The sequence below is a fragment of the Salinispora pacifica DSM 45544 genome (assembly GCF_000378845.1).
Classification (GTDB): domain Bacteria; phylum Actinomycetota; class Actinomycetes; order Mycobacteriales; family Micromonosporaceae; genus Micromonospora; species Micromonospora pacifica.
Map to the genome: position 1 here is coordinate 3,087,220 of NZ_KB905359.1, position 18,284 is coordinate 3,105,503.

At 70.6% G+C, this 18,284-nt stretch carries 13 protein-coding genes and 1 pseudogene; 5 read left to right on the forward strand and 9 right to left on the reverse strand.

Features of this window, described 5'->3' with window-relative positions:
• Positions 1-45 precede the first annotated feature (45 nt).
• The 6 genes from SALPAC3_RS0114010 to SALPAC3_RS0114035 form a co-directional block, all read right to left on the reverse strand.
• Positions 46-1,200, reverse strand: a complete 1,155-nt coding sequence (locus tag SALPAC3_RS0114010) for an acyl-CoA dehydrogenase family protein (protein WP_018221853.1) — start codon at positions 1,198-1,200, stop codon at positions 46-48.
• Positions 1,201-1,257: 57 nt separating this feature from the next.
• Entirely contained in the window at positions 1,258-2,790 is a 1,533-nt protein-coding gene (locus tag SALPAC3_RS0114015; protein WP_018221854.1) for an acyl-CoA carboxylase subunit beta, read from the reverse strand.
• Between the two features lie 318 nt (positions 2,791-3,108).
• Complete coding sequence (locus SALPAC3_RS0114020; RefSeq protein ID WP_026185553.1) at positions 3,109-4,020, reverse strand: hydroxymethylglutaryl-CoA lyase; 912 nt, start codon at positions 4,018-4,020, stop codon at positions 3,109-3,111.
• A gap of 287 nt (positions 4,021-4,307) precedes the next feature.
• Positions 4,308-5,645 (reverse strand): acetyl-CoA carboxylase biotin carboxylase subunit, encoded by a 1,338-nt coding sequence (locus tag SALPAC3_RS0114025; RefSeq protein ID WP_018221856.1) that lies wholly within the window; start codon positions 5,643-5,645, stop codon positions 4,308-4,310.
• Between the two features lie 125 nt (positions 5,646-5,770).
• The gene (locus SALPAC3_RS0114030) at positions 5,771-6,352 is read right to left on the reverse strand and encodes a TetR/AcrR family transcriptional regulator (protein ID WP_018221857.1); all 582 of its coding nucleotides are present in this window, start codon (positions 6,350-6,352) and stop codon (positions 5,771-5,773) included.
• Positions 6,353-6,509: 157 nt separating this feature from the next.
• Complete coding sequence (locus SALPAC3_RS0114035) at positions 6,510-7,277, reverse strand: SGNH/GDSL hydrolase family protein (protein ID WP_018221858.1); 768 nt, start codon at positions 7,275-7,277, stop codon at positions 6,510-6,512.
• Between the two features lie 245 nt (positions 7,278-7,522).
• Here SALPAC3_RS0114035 and SALPAC3_RS0114040 point away from each other — a divergent pair, with 245 nt between their 5' ends.
• From SALPAC3_RS0114040 to SALPAC3_RS0114050, 3 genes are all read left to right on the forward strand, one after another.
• Positions 7,523-7,948: a CBS domain-containing protein gene (locus SALPAC3_RS0114040; protein ID WP_018221859.1), complete on the forward strand. Its 426-nt coding sequence runs from the start codon at positions 7,523-7,525 to the stop codon at positions 7,946-7,948.
• A gap of 158 nt (positions 7,949-8,106) precedes the next feature.
• Complete coding sequence (locus SALPAC3_RS0114045) at positions 8,107-8,535, forward strand: SufE family protein (RefSeq protein WP_018221860.1); 429 nt, start codon at positions 8,107-8,109, stop codon at positions 8,533-8,535.
• Between the two features lie 20 nt (positions 8,536-8,555).
• Complete coding sequence (locus SALPAC3_RS0114050; protein WP_018221861.1) at positions 8,556-9,191, forward strand: DsbA family oxidoreductase; 636 nt, start codon at positions 8,556-8,558, stop codon at positions 9,189-9,191.
• A gap of 107 nt (positions 9,192-9,298) precedes the next feature.
• Here the strand turns inward: SALPAC3_RS0114050 and SALPAC3_RS0114055 are convergent, their stop codons facing one another.
• Complete coding sequence (locus tag SALPAC3_RS0114055) at positions 9,299-9,493, reverse strand: hypothetical protein (RefSeq protein WP_026185554.1); 195 nt, start codon at positions 9,491-9,493, stop codon at positions 9,299-9,301.
• A 134-nt stretch (positions 9,494-9,627) separates the two neighbouring features.
• Positions 9,628-9,988 (reverse strand): annotated as a pseudogene (locus SALPAC3_RS0114060) (hypothetical protein).
• A 117-nt stretch (positions 9,989-10,105) separates the two neighbouring features.
• On the opposite strand from SALPAC3_RS0114060, the gene SALPAC3_RS0114065 reads away from it, so the two are divergent.
• Complete coding sequence (locus tag SALPAC3_RS0114065) at positions 10,106-14,572, forward strand: cation-translocating P-type ATPase (RefSeq protein ID WP_018221864.1); 4,467 nt, start codon at positions 10,106-10,108, stop codon at positions 14,570-14,572.
• A gap of 3 nt (positions 14,573-14,575) precedes the next feature.
• On the opposite strand, the gene SALPAC3_RS0114070 is transcribed toward SALPAC3_RS0114065, so the two are convergent.
• On the reverse strand, positions 14,576-15,529 hold the full coding sequence (locus SALPAC3_RS0114070) for an L-threonylcarbamoyladenylate synthase (RefSeq protein ID WP_018221865.1): 954 nt from the start codon (positions 15,527-15,529) through the stop codon (positions 14,576-14,578).
• A 137-nt stretch (positions 15,530-15,666) separates the two neighbouring features.
• Here SALPAC3_RS0114070 and valS point away from each other — a divergent pair, with 137 nt between their 5' ends.
• Positions 15,667-18,225 (forward strand): valine--tRNA ligase, encoded by a 2,559-nt coding sequence (gene valS / locus SALPAC3_RS0114075; RefSeq protein WP_018221866.1) that lies wholly within the window; start codon positions 15,667-15,669, stop codon positions 18,223-18,225.
• Positions 18,226-18,284: the final 59 nt, after the last annotated feature.

Sequence of the window (18,284 nt, forward strand, 5' to 3'; positions counted from 1 at the left end):
AAACCGCCCCCGGCCACAGCCCCAGCTCCGGCCACAGAGCTCCCGCTACAGCCCCAGCTCCCGAGCGATGATCATGCGCTGCACCTCGGAGGTACCCTCACCGATCTCCAGGATCTTGGCGTCCCGCCAGAATCGGGCCACCGGAAACTCGTTCATGAAGCCGTACCCGCCGTGGATCTGGGTGGCGTCCCGAGCGTTGTCCACCGCGATGGTGCTGGCGTGCAGCTTGGCGATGGCCGCCTGGCGCTTGAACGGTTCTCCGGCGAGCATCCGCGCCGCGGCGTCGTAATAGGCCAGCCGGGCGGTGTGCACCCGCAGCTCCATGTCCGAAACCTTGAATTGAATCGCCTGGTTGGCCCCGATCGGACGGCCGAAGGCGTGCCGTTCCTTTGCATACCGAACCGACTCGTCCACACAGCCCTGGGCCAGGCCGACGGCGAGGGCGGCGATCGCGATTCGCCCCTCGTCGAGAATCCGTAGGAACTGCGCGAAGCCTCGGCCCCGCTCGCCAAGCAGGTTTCCCGCCGGCACCCGGCAGTCATCGAAGGTCAGCTCGTGCGTGTCGGAGGCCGTCCAGCCCACCTTGGAGTATCCCGGCGCCACGGTGAAGCCCGGGGTTCCGGTCGGCACGATGATTGTGGACAGCTCCTTCGAGCCGTCCGGCCTGGTACCGGTGACCGCCGCGACGGTGACCAGCTCGGTGATGTCGGTCCCGGAGTTGGTGATGAACGCCTTCGACCCGTTGATCACCCACTCGTCCGTCGACTCATCGAGTACCGCCCGGGTCTGGGTTCCCCCGGCGTCCGAGCCAAAGCCCGGCTCAGTCAACCCAAACGCGGCCAGTGCCGTGCCGTTGAGTAGCCGCGGCAGCCACCGTGCCCGCTGCTCATTCGTGCCGAACCGATAGATGGGCATCGTACCGAGCGAGACCGCCGCCTCAAGCGTGATCGCCACGCTGGAGTCGATCCGAGCAAGTTCCTCCAGCACCAGGCAGAGCGCGAAGTAATCACCCCCCATGCCACCGTGCTCCTCGGGAAAGGGAAGGCCGAACAGGCCCATCTCTCCCATCTTGCGAATGACCTCGTACGGGAAGGTGTGCTGCTCGTAGTGGTCGGCGATGACCGGAGCGACCACCTCGCGGGCGAAGTCGCGGACACTCGTCCGCAGCGCCTCGTGCTCCTCGGCGAGCCGAAAGTCCATGGTTTCCTCCTGGTGGGGGATGGGCCACCCGACGCTCGTGACGCCGGGGCGGCCGGGTCAGACAGGGGTGACGCCGTGCCGGCGGGTGGCGAAGTGGCGATCCTTGCCGCGGGCGGCGGCGAACCGGCGAATCAGCTCGCCACGCAGTTCGGGTGGTTCCACGATCGCGTCGACCACCAGTTCGCTGCCGAGCCGGACGATGTCGATGTCCTGCTCGTACTCCTCGCGCCGGGCGGCGACGAAGGCAGCCCGTTCGCCCTCGTCCTCGATGGCCCCGATCTTGTTGGCGTAGACCGCGTTCACCGCCGCCTCCGCACCCATCACGGCGATCTTCGCGGTCGGCAGGGCGATCGTGGCGTCCGGCTCGAACCCGGGGCCGGCCATCGCGTAGAGGCCGGCGCCGTAGGCCTTGCGCACCACCACGCAGATCTTGGGTACGGTCGCCTCCGAGATCGCGGTGATCATTTTTGCACCGTGCCGAATGATGCCCTGCTTCTCCACCGCGCTGCCGACCATGAACCCGGGCACGTCGGAGAGGAACAGCAGCGGCACGTTGAACGCGTCACAGAGCTGCACGAACCGCGTCGCCTTGTCTGCCGAGTCAACGAAGAGCACGCCCCCCTTGAACATCGAGTTGTTGCCGACCACGCCAACGACCTCGCCGTTGAGCCGACCAAAACCGATCGTCAGCTCCTTGGCCCACAGCGCCTGGATCTCGAAGAAACTCCCCTGGTCGAGCAGCCCCTTCGCGTACCGACGCATGTCGAACGCCTGCCGCTCGCTGGCTGGCACCAGTGCCGCCAGATCGATCTTCGCCGGCGCATCGACGGCGGACGCCGACGGCGGCTCCTGCGTCCAGTTTGTCGGCAGGTACGACAGGTAGCGTCGCACGACGTCAAGCGCGTCGGCCTCGCTCTGGCAGAGGAAGTGCCCGACGCCGGACTCGGCGCAGTGCACCCGGGCCCCGCCCATCGCCTCCAGCGTGGTCTGCTCCCCGGTGACCATCTCGACCATGCGGTCCGAACCCAGGTACATGCTGGCGTTTCCCTCGACCATCGCGACCACGTCGCAGAAGGCCGGAATGTACGCCCCACCGGCCGCGCTCGGGCCGAAGAGCGCGCAGACCTGGGGGATCGAGCCAGACGCGCGGACCTGGTTCCAGAAGATCTTTCCGGCGCCACGCCGGCCGGGGAACAGATCCACCTGATCGGTGATCCGGGCACCGGCCGAGTCGACCAGGTAGACCATCGGAACCTTGGCCGCGTAGGCCCGCTCGATGATCCGGATGATCTTTTCGACGGTCCGGGCTCCCCAGCTGCCCGCCTTGACCGTGGAGTCGTTGGCCAGCACACAGACCGGGCGGCCGTCGATGGTGGCGGTTCCGGTGATCACGCCGTCGGCGGGCAGCCCTTCGGCCAGCGCGTTGGCATAGAGCCCGTCCTCGACCAACGACCCCTCGTCAACCAGGAACGCGACCCGTTCCCGGGCGAAGAGCTTGCCCTTCGCGGCATTCGCCGCGTGGTATTTGTCCGCGCCACCGGCCCGGGCCCGCTTCCGTAGCTGTTCCAGCGCCTCACCATCGAGCGTCACGCCGACTCCTCCTGTGCCGCCGCTCCCGGCCCGGCGCGCACTCGCGCGCACCACCGAGCCTACCTGAACGATCGTTAGGGTAGCGCACGCGCCCACCATTTGCCTGCCCGCTCCGAACGGATTCGGACACCATCCGTTCGGCTCCACGGCAATGTCCGGCCCAGGGGCGATGTCCGGTCCGGCCCAGGGGCAACGTCCGGGCCATGGCAGCGACCACCGTGCGGCCGGGACCGACCGCGCGGTGGTGAGAGCCAGCCCGGTGCGGGAGCCAGCCAGGCCAGGGGTTTGTCAGGCCGGGGCGTCAGACAGGCGAGGGAGTCAGACAGGCGAGGGAGTCAGCCGGGTCCGCGGGCCGGCCCGGAGCACGCCGCTGGGCAGGCTTCGGCCGACCAACTCCTCGGCCAGTTCGGCGACCTCGATCAGGGCGGCCAGGTCGATACCGGTGTCGATCCCCATGTCATGCAGCAGGTGCACGGCCTCCTCGGTGGCCAGGTTGCCGCTGGCCCCGGGCGCGTACGGGCACCCACCCAGCCCCCCGACGCTCGCGTCGAACTCTGTGACGCCCAACTCGAGGGCGGTCAACAGGTTCGCCAGGGCAGTGCCTCGGGTGTTATGGAAGTGCAGCAGCAGTGGCGTGCGTGCGTCGCGATCACGTACGGCCGTAACCAACTCACGGACCCGGCGGGGCGTCGCCATGCCGGTGGTGTCGCCGAACGCCACCCGGTCGGCGCCGTCGCGCACCACCCGGTCCACGATCCCGGCCACTCGAACGGGGTCGATGTCCCCCTCGTACGGGCAGCCGAAGCTGGTCGCGACGATGACCTCCGCCCGGGCACCGGCGTTGTGGAGCAGCTCGATCAACTCGGCGATGTCGTCCAGCGACTCGTCGGTGGAGCGGTTGACGTTGCGCCGGTTGTGGGTGTCGCTGGCGGATACCACCACCTCGATCTCGGTGAAGCCGGCCGCCAACGCGCGGCGGGCACCCTGGGTGTTCGGCACCAGCGCGGAGTAGCGCACCCCTTCGGTCCGCTCCGCCCGCCGCCACACCTCGTCGGCGTCGGCCATCTGTGGGATTGCCTTTGGGTGCACAAAGGACACCGCTTCGATCCGCCCAACCCCGGTCCGGGAGAGCGCGTCGAGCAGTCGTACCTTCGCCTCGGTCGGAATCGGCTCCTCGTTCTGGAGACCGTCCCGCGGCCCAACCTCCCGAATAGCCACGAATCCCGGCATATCACCCATGGGGCCACCTCACTGTGACGCGCTCTGGTCCGACTCCCCCAGCATGTCACCCACACCATCAACCGAATCGATCGTGTGCTCTCGACCGCCGACGCTGCGCGACGACCGATCAGCCCGCACCCCCGGGGGCAGCGCCCCAAGCCGCGCCACCTCCATCGCCCCGCGCCGACAGCCCGGGCCAACCCGACACCAGATCAACCGCCTGGCCCCGGGGGTCAGTACCTCGACCCCGGGAGCACCCGCCCAACGCGGACACGTCAGGGCGTACAAGCAGGTGGTCAGCGCATGCGGGAGACGATGCCGGTGTCGTAGTCACCGGAGAGGAACTCCGGGTTGTCCAACAGCTCGGCGAAGAAGGGCAGATTGTTCTTCGGCCCAGCCAGCTGGAACTGCGCCACCGCGGCCCGCGCGCGACTGATCGCTTCGGCGCGGTCCGCGCCACTGACGATCAGCTTGGCCATCAGGCTGTCGTAGAACGGGGTCACCGTGTTGCCGGCGACATACCCCGAATCGACGCGGACACCCTCGCCGGCCGGCTCGGTCCAGGTGGTGATCGCCCCCGGCCCGGGCAGGAAGCGCTTCGGGTCCTCGGCGTTGATCCGCAGCTCGATCGCGTGCCCCCTCGGCGTCAGGGTATCCGGGTCGAACGTCGGCGGCAGCCCGGCGGCCACCCGCAACTGCTCCTCGACCAGGTCAACCCCGTAGACCAGCTCGGTAACCGGGTGCTCGACCTGCAGTCGCGTGTTCATCTCCAGGAAGAAGAACTCGCCGGTGGTGGGGTCGAGCAGGCATTCGACCGTGCCGGCGTTGCGGTAGCCGACCGCCTCGCCCGCCCGCACCGCCGCGGCCAGAAAACGGGACCGAAGCTCCGAGGTGACCGCCGGGGAGGGGGACTCCTCGACCAACTTCTGGTTCCGTCGCTGCACCGAGCACTCGCGCTCGCCGAGCGCCACCACCCGGCCGTCAGCCAAGCCGAGAATCTGCACCTCGACGTGGCGCACCCGGGGGAAATACCGTTCGATCAGGACAGACCCGTCCCCGAACATCCGCTCGGCGAACGCACGAACCTTGTCGTACTCGGTGCGGAGCGCGGTCTCGTCGTCCGCGATTCCCATGCCCATGCCGCCCCCACCAGCGGCGGCCTTGACCATCACCGGGTAGCCGATCTCTGCCGCCGCGTTCACCGCCGCGGCGAGGTCCGCCGCCGGTTCCGTGGTGCCCGGCGCGACCGGCACCCCGGCCGCCGCCATCAGATTTCGGGCGTTGATCTTGTCGCCCATCGCGGTGATCGCGTCCGGACCGGGCCCGACCCAGAGCAGACCACTCGCCGCGACGGCCTGGGCGAAGTCGGCGTTCTCCGACAGGAAGCCGTAGCCAGGGTGGATCGCCTGCACGCCGGTCGACTTGGCGGCGGCGAGGACAGCGTCGACGTTCCGGTAACTCTGCGCCGGATTCGCCGGACCAACACAGACCGCCTGGTCGGCCTCGGTCACAAACGGCAGGCCGGCGTCCGCCTCCGAGTGCACCGCCACCGCCCGGACACCGAGCCGCTTCGCGGTCCGGATGATCCGGCGGGCGATCTCGCCCCGATTGACGACCAGCAGTGACTCGATCATGTTTCCTCCAGCGTCCCGGGGTCGAACGGAAGCTAGGGAACCATGCCGCCCCGGTTACTGACGAGTCAGTGTGCGGCACAGCCCCTCGATCCAGCCTGGGGCAGGTTCGGGCTTGGGGCCAGTGCTCAGCGTGCTGTCGGCGCCAACAGCGCAGCCAGTGTCGCGCCTCGGAGCAGCTCGGCTCGGCGCTGCCGGTCCACCACGCCTCCGAGGAACGGGGTCGAGTTCATCAGGCCAAAGGCGGCGTGTGCCAGCACCCGCGCCTCGTTGTCGGGCAGGCCCGGGTGCGACGCGGTCAGCACGCTCACCCACTCCTCGACGTACAGCCGCTGGAGCCGGCGGATGCGGCGACGCGGTTGGTCAGGTAACCGGTCCAGCTCGTGCAGGTGCAGGGCGATCACCGCCGGTTGGGCCAGCGCGAAGTCGACATGGAAGTCGATCAGCGACTCCAACGCGGCGCGAGGGTCGTCGGGATGGTCCGCCGCCCGCTCCCGGCCGCCGGTGAGCAGCCCCTCGCTTACCGGGATCAACGCGGCGACCAGCATCGCCTCCTTACCAGCGAAGTGGTGGTAGAGCGCCGGACCGGTGACCCCGGCGGCAGCGCCGATGTCATCCATCGACACACCGTGGTAGCCCCGGGCGGCAAACAGCCCGACCGCGATCTCAAGGATCTCGTCCTTACGGGACCGACGCCGGCCACTGCCCATATCGCCGTTCGCCGCTCTGGGCGACTGCTGCACCGTCACGGGGAAAGCGTAGTCCGCGGACTCCACCACGTGCAGCGGTCGGGGCCGTGCCCCGGATTCCCGAAGCACGGCCGAGACCGAGCCCAGGCGCGGTGGGCCCTGGGCAGAGCGGAGCCGATCAGCCCTTCAACGGGGTCAGATCGGGGCGTTTGGCGGTGACCGTGTCGCCAGAGCTGCGACCGGTGAGGCGACGGGTCAGCCAGGGCGCCAGGTACTGGGTGGCCCAGCGGAGGTCGTCGGTGCGGGCCGTCAGCCATGGCCGGGGCAGCGGACGTTCGGGGGCCAGCAACCATTCCTCGGCACAGCTGACTCCCAGCGCGGTCAGCACCTGGGCAGCCACCCGCCGGTGCCCGGCCGAGGAGAGGTGCAACCGGTCGGTGCTCCACAGCATCGGATTCAGGTACGTGTCGTCGGCGTACAGGTCGACCAGGATCGCGCCATGCCGTTCCGCCGTGTCACCGACCGCCTGGTTGAGCAGCTGCACTCGAGGGGCGACCAGCCGCTGCCCGGGCAGGCGGGCCATGACGTCGGCGAAGCGGAACAGGACCACGTCGGCCCCGCCGGCGCGCAGCCGCCCCACCACGTCGTTGAAGCGCGCGATCAGGCCATCCGGGTCGAAGCTTCGCCGCAGCACATCGTTCCCACCCGCCGCGAAACTGATCAGATCCGGCTGCATCGCCAACGCGGCGGGAACCTGCTCGTCCACCACCCGAGGAAAGAGCCGGCCGCGAACAGCGAGGTTCGCGTACCGGAACTCAGACCCGGCTTCCGCGGCGAGCCGGGTGGCCACCAGGTCGGCCCAGCCCCGAAAGCCGCCATCCGGGTACGTGTCGTCAAGGCCCTCGGTGAAGCTGTCCCCGACCGCCACAAAACTGCGCCAGCCCACTACACCCTCCAGGGTAGGGAAGGACCCGTGTCTCCGCCTCCGGTAGCGGCAAGCCCCGCCTGAGAAGCGATAGTTTCTCACCAATGATGCTTCTCTTGGTGCCCCCGGGGTCAAGCCGGGTGACATCGAGGCGGTGCGGAGTCCGAAAGCCTCTGGCCGAAGGGGTGACCGCAGAGGTAGGTGTATTAAGGGGGGAATCGGGGAACCGCGTCCCGATCGGGCTGAATCGCTGCCAAAGGAGTCCCATGACCAGTTTCCGGGTCAGTGACGTGATGACGAAGCAGGTCATCTACCTACCGTTGGAGACCACTCTGGACGAAGCGGCACGGGTGATGAAAGAGGCCGACATCGGAGACGTGGTCGCGACCGACGGCGCCACGCTCGCCGGGGTACTCACCGACCGGGACATCGTGGTTCGGGCCGTCGCCCAGCGGAGCGACCCGGCCCGGACCACCATTGGTTCGATCATCACCCGTGAGGTGGTGATGATCGAACAGAACTGCACCGCGGGCGAGGCGGCGGCCCTCATGCGGGAACGGGGCGTACGGCGGGTACTGGTCTGCGACAACGAGCGAAAGCTGGTCGGCATCGTCTCCCTCGGTGACCTCGCCCTGCGGCTCGACCCCCAGTCGGCGCTCGGCCAGCTCACCGGACAGGCCCCGACGCCGTGACGTGAACGCGCCCCGCCGCCATGGCACGAGCGCGCCCCGCTGCCGTGCGGTGGACGCGCCCCGACGTCCGGCGGAGGCATGCCCGCATCGCCGGGAGACGGGCGCGCTCCGCCATCACACGTCCCGATCCGGCTTCCGGGCGACGGTAGCCTGGCGGGATGCCCGAGATGCCTCCCCGGCTGGTCGAGATCGTGGACGAGTTCGCCACGGCGCCCCGTGACATCGTGCTGGAACTGCTACTGGAGTATGCCGACGCCATCGGGACGTTGCCGTCCGGCCACCCCGACCGCGCGGAGCTGGAGCCGGTCCCGGAGTGCCAGACGGCGCTCTTCCTACGCGCACGTGTGACTCCGGAGGGCAGTGTCGAGACCGTTTTCGACTGCCCACCCGAGGCCGCCACCACCCGCGCCTTCGCGGGCATCCTCGCCGAGGGGCTCGCCGGCGCTCGGCCGGAGCAGGTGCTGGCCGTCCCCGACGACCTGTACCAGCGGATGGGCCTGACCCAGGCGGTCAGTCCGCTGCGGATCCGGGGCGGCACCGCGGTCCTGGCCCGACTCAAACGTCAGGTCCGGGAACAGACGAGCTGACCCCCGGGTTGCCCTCGGTTATGGAGATCGAAATCTACAGCGACCTGGTCTGTCCCTGGTGCTATCTCGGCAAGCGCCGGTTGGAGCGGGCGCTCGCGTCCTACGACGGCGCCGTGACCGTCAGCTATCGACCATTTCAGATCGACCCGGCGCCGGTACCCGAGCCGCTGCCGCTACTGGACGCGCTGGGCGCTAAGTTCGGCGGCCGGGAGCGCGCGCGGCAGATGGCGGACCAGGTCACGCGGGCCGCCGCCGGAGACGGCATCGAGTTCGACTTCGATCGTGCGCTCGACGCGAACACCTTCGACGCGCATCGGCTGGTCGCCTGGGCGACCGAGCGGGACCGGGCCGCCGAGACGGTCGAGGCGCTACACCGGGCCCACTTCCGCGACGGCGTCGACATCGGCTCCCGACCGGCTCTGGCCACGATCGCCGGCGAGGTCGGCCTGGACGCCCCGGCAGCCCACACCTTCCTCGATTCCGACGGGCAGGTAGCCGAGGTCCGGGCCCGGCTGGCCACCGCGCGGGAACTCGGCATCACGAGCGTGCCGACCTACGTTCTCGCCGGCCGGTACGCGGTGCGCGGCGCGCAGGATTCGTCAGCCCTACTCGCCGCCCTGACCGAGGCCCAGCGGCACCTGGCGACCGGGGGGTGATGGAGCACCTCGGGCGGCGGCCCCGAACATCGACCACCCTGATGTTTCACGTGCAACAACATTGACAGACCCCGCTACCTGATGGCGCGGGTGCCGCTACCACCAGGTCAACTCCCGGCGAGATAGCCCTTCCCCTCCAACAGGGTCCGATCACGGTGGGCAGCCAACTCCTCGGCCCGCTGGGCCTCGATCCGCCGTACCTCCGCCTCCTCCAGGGAGTGCCGGATCGCGAGGCGAATCACGCCGTACAGGAAGATGAACCCTCCGACGTACAGAACCACGGTGGTGACCAGGACCAACATGAAGCCACCGTAGGTCTGTCCGAGCCGGGTCAGGCGGTGGCCGCAGACGGGTTCCCCCGTTCGTGTCCAGCGCCCACCCACCCCGACCCGGCCCGGGAACACCGAGGATCGCCGGGTGCACCCCGCCAGGGTGATCAGGCGGTCTCCATCGCCTCCCCAAGCCCCTTGGCCAGCCCGGACAGATGCTGGTCGGCGAGCACGTGACCAGCGGTTACCACCAACGCCACCGGCCACTCGATGACCTGCAACAGGGTAAGCAGACCCACCCCCGCGTAGTACGCCAGCTTGTCCGGGGGTGGGATGGCCACCTCCCCCAGTACCGGCACCTCCACTCGGCGGGTGAACGTCCGAACCATGTCCCGACTCCCACTGAGATCCCGGGTCAACATACTCATCTCGACCTCCCCAGAAACGGCGGTGACCGCTCTGGTCTTCCACCGTCGGCGCCCGCCATGCCGGCCTGACCGGTAGAACTTCGCCGTTGGTCAGGGGCATAACGGACGGCCGGGCGGGAAGTCAGACCGCCGGGACACACGGCGTGGGAGGCGGGATGGCGTACGGGAAGAGCGACACCGGGGAATCGCGCCGATACGAGTACCGCCCTACGCCTCGATGATCCCGCTGGGACGCGTCGCTGGCAGCGTGCGCGTACCGGCCGTGCCAGAGCTGATGGGGCAGACGGCCCGCGGCCTCGGATCGGCCGCTGCCCGGGCCGCGCGGCTCACCGGGCTGGCCCGCCGCCGGGTCTGGTCCCGCCACAGCCGACACCACATCGAGGTGCACGGTGTCTGTCAGGACGGCGGGGACCGGCTCGCCCGGCAGGTCGAAGCGGCGCTGGAACGCGTACCCGGCGTGAGCTGGGCCCGGGTGAACGCCCCCTCGGGGCGGGTGGTGGTCGCCGTCGGTTCCCCCGAGCCACGGCTGCGCGATCTGATCGCCACCGTGGCCCGTGCCGAACGCGTCAGCCCGCACGAACCGGACCCGGAGATCCCACCGCCGCACCCGCCGGAGGAGGGCCCCCGCACCCCCCGTACGCTCGGCGCCCTCGCCTCCGACGCGCTCGGTCTGACGCTCTCCGCCGCCACCCGAATCCTGCCCTTCACCCCGGTGCCGGGGGAGGTCGCCGGCCTCCTCAACGCGATTGACCTACACCCGAGGCTGCACGCCCTCGCCGACCGGGGAGTGCGCGCCGACCCGCGTGCCGACCTCCTCTTCCCGCTGGCCGAGGCGGTGGCGCAGGGCCTCGCGGGCGGCTGGACCGGCATCGTCCTGGACAGCCTCCAGCGGGTGGTGCAGTGGGGCGAGGCACGGGCCCAACTCGCCGCGTGGACAGCAGCCGAGCCCCGGCTCACCGGCGCCCCGGGCCGGGCCGCTGCCCCCGTCCTGCCCGCCGAACGACCCTGCCCGAAGCCGGATGGACCGGCCGAGAAGTACGTGCTCCGGATGCTCCACACCGGCGCGGCAGCAGCCGCCGCCGCAACCCCGGTGGCCGGTCCGAAACGCGCCGCCGCACTCGGCCTCGCCACGCTGCCGAAGGCCAGCGGCGCCGGCCGGGAGGGGTACGCCGCCCAGCTCGGTAGCGTGCTCGCGCGGCGCGGCGTCATCGCCATGGACCGCCGCGCGCTCCGCGAACTCGACCGAATCGACACGCTGGTGCTGGACGCCACGGCCCTCGGCTCCGACCGCGGCCTCCTCAGCGACCTGGCGCCACTGGGTGACGCGGAGCTGGGCGAGGTGGGTGCTCGGGCATTTGCCCTCTTCGACCCGGATCAGCCGGCGGCGGTCCAGCACGGCGACGGCTGGAGTATCGGCCCGCTGGACCGCCTGGACGCGACGAACCCGGGCGACACCCTGCACAGCGACCGGCTTCGCGCCTCCGGTGGCCAACTCCTCGGCCTGGCCCACGGCGGTCGGCTCGTCGCGCTGCTGCGGGTCGAGGCCGAGCCGGCCCCCGGCGTGGACCTTCTGCCGGCCGCCGCTCGACGCGCGGGGTTGCGGCTGGTCGTCGCCGACGACGACCCGGGCCGGTACGACTTCGCCGACATCGTCCTCGCCGGCGGTGCCCAGCTCACCGAAACCGTACGCCAGCTGCAACGCGACGGCGCGGTCGTGATGCTGCTCTCCGGTGACCGGGGGGCGCTCGCGGCAGCCGACTGCGGCCTCGGCCTGACCATCGACGAGGAGCTGCCACCCTGGGGTGCGCACCTGCTGGTCGGCACCGACCTCGAGGCCGCCGCGCTGGTGGTCGAGGCAGCTGGGGTGGCCCGCCGGATGACGAGGCAGAACATCCGGCTGGGGCTCGGGGGCGCCGGTCTCGGGACACTGTCCGCACTCACCGCCGCCCGGGAGCAGCTCCCGGACCGGACCCAGGCCGCGGTCAACGGGACGGCGGCGCTGGCGTTCGCCCACGGCGTGTGGCGAGCCCACCACCTGCCCAAACCGACCGAGGCCCCGGCCGGGCGGACGGCGGTCCCGTGGCACCTGATGCCGGTGGGAACCGTCCTCAACGAGCTGGGCAGCAGCTTCGACGGGTTGGATCCGACGGAGGCCGACCGCCGACACTCCAACCAGGTCACCGACGGCGGCCCGACTCCGACCCTGCTCCGCGCCTTCCTGGACGAGCTGGCCAACCCGCTGACCCCGGTCCTCGCCGCCGGGGCGGTGCTGTCCGCGTCGTTCGGCTCCCTGGTCGACGCCGCCCTGGTCAGCGGGGTGGTAGGCGGATCCGCCCTGGTCGGGGCGGTACACCAACGCAACACCGAACGGTCACTGGCCGAGTTGCTGTCCCGTACTGCGGTCACCGCCCGGGTTCGGCGGAGCGGCGCCGAGCAGCAGCTACCCGCCGACAACCTGGTCCCCGGCGACGTGATCATCCTGGAACCCGGTGACGCCGTACCGGCCGACTGCCGGATCCTTGAGGCCACGGGGCTGGAGGCAGACGAGTCCTCGCTCACCGGCGAGTCGCTGCCGGTTGGCAAGACCGACCGACCGGTGGCCGCGTCCGACATCGCCGATCGCCATTCGATGCTGTACGAAGGCACCACCGTCGCCGCCGGTCACGGTCGAGGGGTGGTCGTCGCCACCGGCACCGACACGGAGGCCGGGCGCAGCCTCAGTCTCGCCCGGCAGTCCCGACCCAGCGGCGGCGTCGAAGCGCGACTCGGCGGGCTCACCGGCTCGGCGATACCGCTCGCGCTCGGATCCGCCGTCGCGGTCGCCGGTGCCGGCGTCGCGCGCGGCGTACCGCTGGCGGAGACCGCCTCGACCGCCGCTAACCTGGCCGTCGCGTCGGTGCCCGAGGGGTTGCCGTTCCTGGTCAGCGCCGCGCAGCTGGCGGCGGCCCGGCGTCTGGCCGAACGCGGCGCCCTGGTGCGTAACCCCCGCACGATCGAGGCGTTGGGGCGCGTGGACGTGCTCTGCTTCGACAAGACCGGCACCCTGACCGAGGGGCGGCTCGTGCTCTCCGGAGTCGGCGACGGCACTCGATTCGCCACTGTTGACCGGCTCGACGACCACCTCCGCATGATCCTCGCGGTCGCGCTGCGCGCCACTCCGGACGCCGAGGACCCGGATCAGCTTCCCGAACAGGCCGACCGGGCGATCCGCCGGGCGGCCCAGGAGACCAACACGGTGGAGCAGACCGGTGCGGAGGACTGGCGTCCCGCCGGCGAGCTTCCCTTCGAACCGTCCCGTGGCTACCACGCCACCGTCGGCACCTGCGATGCCGGCCTGGTCCTCAGCGTCAAGGGTGCCCCGGAGACCGTCCTGCCTCGCTGCCGGAGTCGGCGGACCGAGGCCGGGGTGGTGCCGTTGGACGACGCGACCCGAGAGACGGTCCAGCAGGAGTTGCTCCGGCATGCCGGCGCCGGCCAGCGCGTGCTGGCCCTCGCCGAACGGATTATGTCCGATGAGTCGGTCACCGACCACGATGTCCAAGGCCTGACCTTCGTCGGCATCCTCGCGTTGGCCGACGGAATCCGGGCCAGCGCCGCCCCGGCGGTGGAGAGCATCCGCCGGGCGGGGGTGCACACGATCATGATCACCGGTGACCACCCGGCCACCGCCGAGGCGATCGGCTCGGTGATCAGCCCCGGTGATGGGCAGCGGGTCGCGACCGCCAACGACCTCGTGGACCTCGACGACGAGGCGCTGGCAGCCCGCCTGGTCACCACCGACATCGTGGCCCGGTGCACCCCAGCCCACAAGGTACGGATAATCCAGGCGCTCCGGACCTGCGGTCGTACCGTGGCGATGACCGGCGACGGCGCCAACGACGCACCCGCCATCCGCCTCGCCGACGTCGGCATCGCCCTTGGACAGCGCGGCACCCCCGCGGCTCGCGCGGCGGCCGACCTGGTGGTGCTGGACGACCGGCTGGAGACCATCATCGCCACCCTCGCCGAGGGGCGGGCCATGTGGTCGTCGGTCCGGCACGCGCTGAGCATCCTGTTCGGCGGCAACCTCGGCGAGATCGCGTTCAGCATCGTCACCGCCGCTGTTGACGGCCACTCCGCGCTCAACGGCCGACAACTGCTACTCGTCAACCTGCTCACCGACCTGGCCCCCGCCCTGGCCGTGGCGGTCCGGCCGCCCCCGCCGGAACAGAGCGAAAACCTGCTCCGGGAAGGGCCAGACACCTCCCTCGGCGCCACCCTCAACCGGGAACTCGGCGTCCGCGCCACCTCCACCGCGCTCGGTGCCACCGCCGGCTGGGTGCTGGCCCGGTGGGTGGCGGCGTCACCCCGCCGGGCCGGTACCGTCGCCCTGGTGTCGCTGATCGGCACCCAACTCGGCCAGACCCTGCTGGCCGGCGGCACCACCCGCGGCGTCCTGCTCTCCACCGCCGGCTCGGTGGGGGTACTCGTACTGGTCGTGCAGACTCCCGGCCTCAGCCACTTTTTCGGCTGCACCCCGCTCGGCCCGATCGGCTGGACGATCGCCACCGGATCCGCGGCCGGCGCCGCCCTCGCCAACGGCACGGTCGCCCGCCTGGTGGAGCAGCTACCAGCCCCACCCCGTCCCGGGGTGGACCTGCCCGACCTGCTCGCCCGCCTCCGCCACCGGGGGCACGGCGGCTAGCGGCTACGTCCAGGTAGCGGCGGCGCGGCGCAACCGGTCGTTGATCGCCCGGCCCACTCCCTCCTCGGGCACCGGTTCCACCAGGATCTCGTCCACACCGGCCCCATCCAGTCGATGTAGCGCGTCGAACAACCGGGCCGCCGCCTCGGTCAGGTCGCCCTTGCCGGACAGCACCTCCACCGCCGCCCAGTCCCCCACCGGAGCGCCGCGGAAGCCCAGAAACCCCCGCCGGGAGACGCCGCCGTCCGCCGGCTCGACGTCGGTGACCAACCGCAGCCGCGTACGCGGGGCGTAGTGTGCCGCCAGCGTCCCCGGTGCCACCGGTTGCCCCGAACTACCCGGCCGGACCAGCACCGGACCGACCACCTCCTGCAGCGACTCCACCGGCAACGCGCCCAACCGCAGCACCACCGGACGGTCGCCTCGCGCGTCCACGATCGTCGACTCGATCCCACACCGGGTCGGTCCACCGTCGAGCACCACATCAACGGCGGCCCCCAGCCCCGCAACCACGTGCTCGGCCCGGGTCGGGCTGAGCTGACCGAACCGGTTCGCGCTCGGTGCCGCCACCGGCACCCCGGCCACCGCGATCAACTCGCGCGTCGCCGCGTGGTCCGGCACCCGCACCGCCATCGTCTCCAGCCCGGAGGTGACGATCGGCGGGATCACCGCCGGTCGGTCCACGATCAGCGTCAGCGGCCCGGGCCAGAATCGCTCGGCCAGCACCGCCACCGCCGCCGGCACCGTACCCACCAGCTTCTCCAACTCCGCCGCCTCAGCCAGGTGACTGATCAGCGGGTCGAAGCTCGGTCGGGCCTTGGCCGCGAAGATCCGCGCCACCGCCGGGGCGTCCAGTGCGTTCGCGCCCAGGCCGTACACCGTCTCGGTGGGCAGGGCCACCAGACCACCGGATCGCAGGACGCCAGCGGCCTCGGCGACACCGCTGTCAGCGGGCAATACTCGCGGCGTGCTCACACCTCGACGCTAGCCTGCCGGACCCGCTCCCCCGCCGCCGACCCGATCAGCGTGCAGAAATCACTGGACCAGCGGCATATAGTCCGACAGTGACCGAGAACACCAGGAAGCGGATAGCTGTGCCGGCCAAGGCGTCCCTCGAGGGCATCGAGAAGGTCTGGTCGCAGGTATGGGAGCAGAACGGCACCTATCGCTTCGACCGCTCGGTAACCCGCGACGAGGTCTACTCGATTGACACCCCGCCGCCGACGGTCAGCGGGGCGCTGCACGTCGGTCACGTCTTCTCCTACACCCACGCCGACGCCGTCGCGAGATTCCAGCGGATGCGGGGTCGGGCGGTGTTCTACCCGATGGGGTGGGACGACAACGGTCTACCCACCGAGCGGCGGGTGCAGAACTACTACGGGGTGCGGTGCGACCCCTCCCTGCCCTACGACCCGGGCTACACGCTACCGGCCGAGCCACCGAGCCGGCCGCAACCGATCTCCCGGCGTAACTTCGTCGAGCTGTGCCGGAACCTCACGGAGCTTGACGAGCAGGCGTTCGAAGCCCTGTGGCGACACCTGGGCCTCTCCGTCGACTGGTCCCTGACGTACGCGACGATCGACGACCGGAGTCGGGCAATCTCCCAGCGGGCCTTCCTCCGTAATCTGGCCCGGGGTGAGGCGTACCTGGCGGACGCCCCGACCCTCTGGGATGTCACCTTCCGCACGGCCGTCGCGCAGGCCGAGTTGGAGGATCGCGAGCGCCAGGGCAACTACTACCGGCTCACCTTCCACTCAGCGACCGGAGACAAGATCTACGTCGAGACCACCCGGCCCGAGTTGCTGCCGGCCTGCGTCGCGCTCGTCGCCCACCCGGATGACGCGCGGTACCAACATCTGTTCGGCAGCACCGCCGTCACGCCGCTCTTCGGTGTCCCGGTGCCGGTCAGGGCGCACCCGCTGGCTCAGCCGGACAAGGGCTCCGGAATCGCGATGATCTGCACCTTCGGCGACCTGACGGACGTGCTGTGGTGGCGGGAGTTGGCCCTACCGACCCGGCCGGTGATGGGTCGCGACGGCCGTCTGCTCTCCGAGCCACCACCCGGGGTCGTCAGCGCCGACGCGGTGGCGGCGTACCGGATGCTCGCCGGCCTGACCGCATTCTCCGCGAAGGCGAAGATCGTGGAGCTGCTACGCGCCGCCGGGGAGCTCGAAACCGAGCCTCGCCCCACCACCCAGGCAGTCAAGTTCTACGAGAAGGGTGACAAGCCACTCGAGATCGTCACCACCCGTCAGTGGTACGTCCGTAACGGTGGTCGGGACACCGAGCTGCGGGCCGCGCTGGTCCGCCGGGGGCGCGAACTGACCTGGTCCCCCGAGTTCATGCACAGCCGGTACGAAAACTGGGTCGAGGGTCTCTCCGGAGACTGGATCATCAGTCGACAGCGCTTCTTCGGTGTGCCGATCCCGGTCTGGTACCCGCTCGACGACTCGGGCGAGCCTGACCACGAGCACCCCATCCTGCCGGAGGACACGGCGCTGCCGGTTGACCCCAGCAGCGACGCCCCGCCCGGTTACCAGGAGAGCCAGCGCAACCAACCTGGCGGTTTCATGGCGGACCCGGATGTGATGGACACCTGGGCCACCTCCTCGCTCACCCCGGAGATCGCCGGCGGGTGGTCGGTCGACGACGACCTCTTCGCCCGAGTTTTCCCCATGGACCTCCGTCCGCAGGCGCACGAGATCATCCGGACCTGGTTGTTCGCCACCGTGCTCCGGTCACACCAGGAGTTCAGCCGTCTGCCCTGGAACACCGCACTGCTGTCGGGCTGGATCCTGGACCCGGACCGTAAGAAGATGTCGAAGTCCAAGGGGAACACGGTCACGCCGATGGCTCTCCTGGAGGAGTACGGCTCCGACGCCGTCCGGTACTGGGCGGTCAGCGGCCGGCCGGGCACCGACACGGCCTTCGACACCGGGCAGATGAAGATCGGCCGCCGGCTCGCCATCAAGATCCTGAACGCCACCAAATTCGTGCTGCGGTTCGGCTCCCCAACGCTGTTGGCACCCCAGGTGGCGCAGGTGACCGAACCACTCGACCGTTCGATGCTGGCCCGCCTGGCCTCCGTCGTCGACTCCGCCACCGCCGGGTTCACCCAGTACGACTACACCCGGTCCCTCGAGTGCACGGAGCAGTTCTTCTGGTCGTTCTGCGACGACTACCTGGAGCTGGTCAAGGAGCGCGCGTACGGGGAACCGGACGATCCCGCCGTCCGTTCGGCCCACACCGCGCTCGCGCTGGCGCTGCACACGCTGCTGCGCCTCTTCGCGCCGTTGCTGCCGTTCGTCACCGAGGAAGCCTGGTCGTGGTGGCAGGAGGGTTCGGTGCACCGGGCGGCGTGGCCGACCCGGCAGGAGCTCGCCAGCACCGACGATTCCGCCGAGTCCGGGGAGTTACTCGGGCTCGCCGCCGACCTGCTCGCCGCCATCCGCCGGGCGAAGTCCGAGGCGAAGCAGTCGATGCGGGTGCCGGTAGCCCAGCTCACCCTCCGTGGGCGCGCCCCCGACCTCGCCACCTTCGCCCTGGTCAGCCGGGATGTTCGGGCCGCGGGGGTGGTGCGGGCGGTCGGCACCACCGAGGCGGACACGCAATTAACGCCGGAGATCACCCTCGACTGGCCGGGCCCAGGCTGAGACCTGCGCCCGGCGGCGATGCTCCGCACCGGAGCATGCGCAGCCAGGGCAGCTGTTGA

Coding starts and splice junctions, on each gene's coding strand:
- SALPAC3_RS0114020 (WP_026185553.1), bottom strand. CDS start 4,020: ATGCCGGGATTCGTGGCTATTCGGGAGGTTGGGCCGCGGGACGGTCTC.
- SALPAC3_RS0114065 (WP_018221864.1), top strand. CDS start 10,106: ATGATCCCGCTGGGACGCGTCGCTGGCAGCGTGCGCGTACCGGCCGTG.
- SALPAC3_RS0114055 (WP_026185554.1), bottom strand. CDS start 9,493: ATGTTGGTCCTGGTCACCACCGTGGTTCTGTACGTCGGAGGGTTCATC.
- SALPAC3_RS0114010 (WP_018221853.1), bottom strand. CDS start 1,200: ATGGACTTTCGGCTCGCCGAGGAGCACGAGGCGCTGCGGACGAGTGTC.
- SALPAC3_RS0114030 (WP_018221857.1), bottom strand. CDS start 6,352: ATGGGCAGTGGCCGGCGTCGGTCCCGTAAGGACGAGATCCTTGAGATC.
- SALPAC3_RS0114025 (WP_018221856.1), bottom strand. CDS start 5,645: ATGATCGAGTCACTGCTGGTCGTCAATCGGGGCGAGATCGCCCGCCGG.
- SALPAC3_RS0114050 (WP_018221861.1), top strand. CDS start 8,556: ATGGAGATCGAAATCTACAGCGACCTGGTCTGTCCCTGGTGCTATCTC.
- SALPAC3_RS0114040 (WP_018221859.1), top strand. CDS start 7,523: ATGACCAGTTTCCGGGTCAGTGACGTGATGACGAAGCAGGTCATCTAC.
- SALPAC3_RS0114045 (WP_018221860.1), top strand. CDS start 8,107: ATGCCCGAGATGCCTCCCCGGCTGGTCGAGATCGTGGACGAGTTCGCC.